Raw genomic sequence first — 4,075 nt, 5'->3', positions numbered from 1 at the left:
TCAGCAAACACATCCTCGCCCAGCCGCCACGCAGCCCTCAGACCCTGGAACACCGGGCCGTACACCAACCCCCCTTCCGCATAACGCTCGTACACACCCTCAACCGAAACCGGCACCGCACCCACCGGAGGCCACACGGTCAGATCAGCCTCGCCCACACCGCCCCGCACCCCAGCACCCAACACACCCGTCGCATGCCGGGTCCAGGACGTGTCGTCCACCGCACCCTCACCACGGGAGAACACCCGCACCGCACGCCCACCAGAGCCACCCTCAGGCGCACCCACCACCACCTGCACCTGCACACCACCACGCACCGGCAAAACCAACGGCGCCTCCAGCGTCAACTCCTCCAACACCCCACACCCGACCTGATCCCCCGCCCGAATCGTCAACTCCACAAACCCGGTGCCGGGGAAGAAGATCGAGCCACCCACGACATGGTCGGCCAGCCAGGGCTGGGTCTGCGCAGAGAGTCGACCGGTGAAGAGGACCCCCTCCGAGTCGGCGAGCACGACGGCCGCGCCCAGCAGCGGGTGGTCGGTGGCACCGAGGCCGATGGCCGCCGGGTCACCGTGATCGGTCGGCGTCTGCGACCAGAAACGGCGACACCGGAAGGCGTACGTGGGCAGATCGACCTCGCGGGCTCCGCTGCCCTCGAAGACGGCGGGCCAGGCGACTTCGCCACCCGCGGCGTACAGGCGCCCCAGTCCGGCCAGGAGGGACCGCGCCTCCGGACGTCCCTTGCGCAGCAGCGGCACGCACACCGTCTGCTCCGTCTGCCCCGCCCGCACAGACTCCTCGGTCTCCACGCTCTCCGCGAGGCACGTCTGCGCAAGGCCCGTCAGCACACCGTCGGGGCCCACCTCCACGAACCGTGTCACTCCACGGTCCGCGGCGCTGCGCACGCCGTCGCTGAAGCGCACCGCTTCGCTCACATGCCGCAGCCAGTAGTCCACCGAGCACAGCTCCTGCTCGGCGGCCACGTCGCCCGTCACGTTGGACACCATTGCCAGCTTCGGCTCAGCGAACGACAGGCCCTCCAGGACCTGCCGGAAGTCGGCCAGCATCGGCTCCATCAGCGTGGAGTGGAAGGCGTGCGACACCTTCAGCCGGGACGTCTTTCGGCCCTGTGACCGCAGCCGCTCCGCGACCTCCTCCACCGCCGCTTCGGGGCCGGAAAGGACCACGGACCGCGGGCCGTTGACCGCGGCCAGGCCGGCTCCCGCCGACTCAGCGAGCAGCGGCAGCGTCTCCTCCTCCGTCGCCTCGACCGCGACCATCGCGCCGCCGGCCGGGAGCGCCTGCATCAGCCGGCCGCGCGCGGTGACCAGCGTGCAGGCGTCCGCCAGGGTCAGCACCCCGGCGATGTGCGCGGCGGCGATCTCGCCGATCGAGTGCCCCATCACGAAGTCGGGGCGTACGCCCCAGGAGTTGACCAGGCGGTACAGGCTCACTTCGACCGTGAACAGGGCTGGCTGGGCGTACTCGGTACGGTCCAGCAATGCCGCGTCAGCCGTGCCCTCGTCCGCGAACAGCACGTCCTTCACGGGCCGTTCCAGCAGACCGTCGAACTGCTCGCAGATCTCGTCCCAAGCCTGCCGGAAGTCGGGATACGTGTCGTACAGCTCACGGCCCATGCCGGTGCGCTGCGCACCCTGCCCGGTGAACAGGAACGCGGTCTTGCCGCTGGTACGCACCGCGTGCGGCGCGGCCGTTCCCGCAGCGAGGGACCGCAGGCCGGCCACCAGCTCGGCCGTGTCCGCGCCGAGAACGGTCGCGCGCTGCTCCAGCGCGCCGCGCATCGTCGTCAGGGACCAGCCCACATCCGCCGGACGGAGTTCGCCGTGCTCCTCCACGTACGACGCGAGTCGCGCCGCCTGGGCGCGCAGCCCTTCCTCGCCGCGGGCGGAGATGACCCACGGCACCACGGTGTCGCTCGACGGCCCGGCCTTCGAGGAGTCGGCTGCCGGCTCGTCGTCACGGTCGTGCGCAGCCTGCTCGATGATCACGTGGGCGTTCGTACCGCTGATACCGAAGGACGAGATGCCCGCGCGGCGCGGCCGGTCGACGTCCCACGCGACTTCCTCGGTCAGCAGCCGCATCGCGCCCGCCGTCCAGTCGACGTGGGTGGACGGCTCGTCCACGTGCAGGGTCCTGGGCAGTACGCCGTTGCGCATCGCCATGACCATCTTGATGATTCCGGCGACGCCGGCGGCGCCCTGGGTGTGGCCGATATTGGACTTGACCGAGCCCAGCCACAGCGGCCGGTCGGCGGCGCGCTCCTGTCCGTACGCCGCCATCAGGGCCTGGGCCTCGATCGGGTCACCCAGGACCGTGCCGGTGCCGTGCGCCTCGACCGCGTCGACGTCTGCGGCGGTGAGCTGGGCATTGGCCAGTGCCTGGCGGATGACGCGCTGCTGGGCGGGGCCGTTCGGCGCGGTGAGGCCGTTGCTGGCGCCGTCCTGGTTGACCGCGGAGCCGCGTACGTGCGCGAGCACCCGGTGGCCGTTGCGCGTCGCGTCCGACAGCCGCTCGACCACCAGGAGGCCCACGCCCTCGCCCCAGGCGGTACCGTCCGCTCCGGCGGCGAACGCCTTGCACAGACCGTCGCGGGACAGGCCGCGCTGGCGGCTGAACTCCACGAAGGCGGCGGGCGAGGCCATGATCGTCACACCGCCTGCCAGGGCGAGATCGCACTCGCCGTTGCGCAGGGCCTGGATCGCGAGGTGCAGCGCCACCAGCGATGACGAGCACGCCGTGTCCACGGTCACGGCCGGCCCTTCCAGGCCGTACGTGTAGGCGATGCGCCCCGAGACGATGCTGCCGGAGCTGTTGCTGCCGGTGTAGTCGTGGTAGACGAGACCGGCGAAGACACCGGTGGCGCTGCCCTTGAGCGTCGCGGGGTCGATGCCCGCCCGCTCGAACGCCTCCCAGGACGTCTGCAGCAGCAGTCGCTGCTGCGGGTCGGTGATGAGGGCCTCGTTCGGGCTGATGCCGAAGAAGTCCGCATCGAAGTCGGCCGCGTCGTGCAGGAACCCGCCCCTGCGTACGTACGTGGTGTCCGGGCGGGACTCGGTGGGGTCGTAGAGGCGGTCGACGTTCCAGCCCCGGTTCTCGGGGAAGTCGGTGATGGCGTCGTCGCCTTCCAAGACCAGTTTCCACAGGTCTTCGGGCGACTCGATGCCGCCGGGGAAGCGGCAGGACATGCCCACGATGACGATCGGGTCGTCGGCGAGCGCGCCGGTCGTCGGCAGGACGGTGGCGGCGGCCACGTCTCCGGAGACCTCGGACAGCAAGTGGTCCGCGAGGTCGCCGGCGGTCGGGTAGTCGAAGACGAGAGTGGCCGGCAGGTGCAGGCCGGTTGTGTTGTTGAGGCTGTTGCGCAGTTCCACCGAGGTCAGCGAGTCGAAGCCCAGGTCACTGAAGGCGCGGTCCGGCGCGATGGCCGCGGGCGTCGCATGACCCAGCACTGCGGCGACTTGTCCCCGCACCAGGTCGAGGACCGCTTCGTGGCGTTCGGACTCGGCTAGTACGGCAAGGCGTTCACCGAGCGAGCTGGCAGCAGCGATCGCGGTCCGCGAGGTGGCCTGTCGGCGTGCCGGGCGTCCGGTGAGGTGGTGGTAGAGGGGGGGCAGGGCGGTGCCGTGTGCTCGCAGCGCCTCCACATCAAGACGTACCGGTACCAACGCCGCGTCCGCCCGCGCACCCGCATCAAACAACCGCAAGCCGTCCACCACCGACAACGGCAAGACACCACCCCGCGCCATCCGCGAACGATCACCCTCCGACAACCCACCACCCATACCCCCCACACCCGTGTCACCCCAGAGACCCCACGCCAACGAAGCACCCGGCAACCCCTCCGCCACCCGAAACTCCACCAACCCATCCAAAAACGCATTCGCCGCCGCATAATTCCCCTGCCCCGGCACCCCCAACACACCAGCAGCAGACGAAAACACCACAAACGCATCCAACGCCAAACCCCGCGTCAACTCATGCAAATTCCACCCACCCAACACCTTCGGCCGCAACACCGCACCCAACCGCTCCGCAGTCAGCGAACCCACCA

At 70.2% G+C, this 4,075-nt stretch carries 1 protein-coding gene; it reads right to left on the bottom strand.

Translation table 11 applies throughout. The features are described 5' to 3' along the window. Positions 1-4,075, bottom strand: a 4,075-nt coding sequence (locus tag ACIPEK_RS46270; protein ID WP_402008953.1) for a beta-ketoacyl synthase N-terminal-like domain-containing protein, incomplete at both ends; no start/stop codon positions are given.

It is taken from the genome of Streptomyces sp. NPDC088246, from assembly GCF_044741025.1.
In the GTDB taxonomy this organism is placed as follows: Bacteria; Actinomycetota; Actinomycetes; order Streptomycetales; family Streptomycetaceae; genus Streptomyces.
Note: the sequence above shows the minus strand (reverse complement) of the source record. Positions and strands in the feature narration are given on the sequence as shown.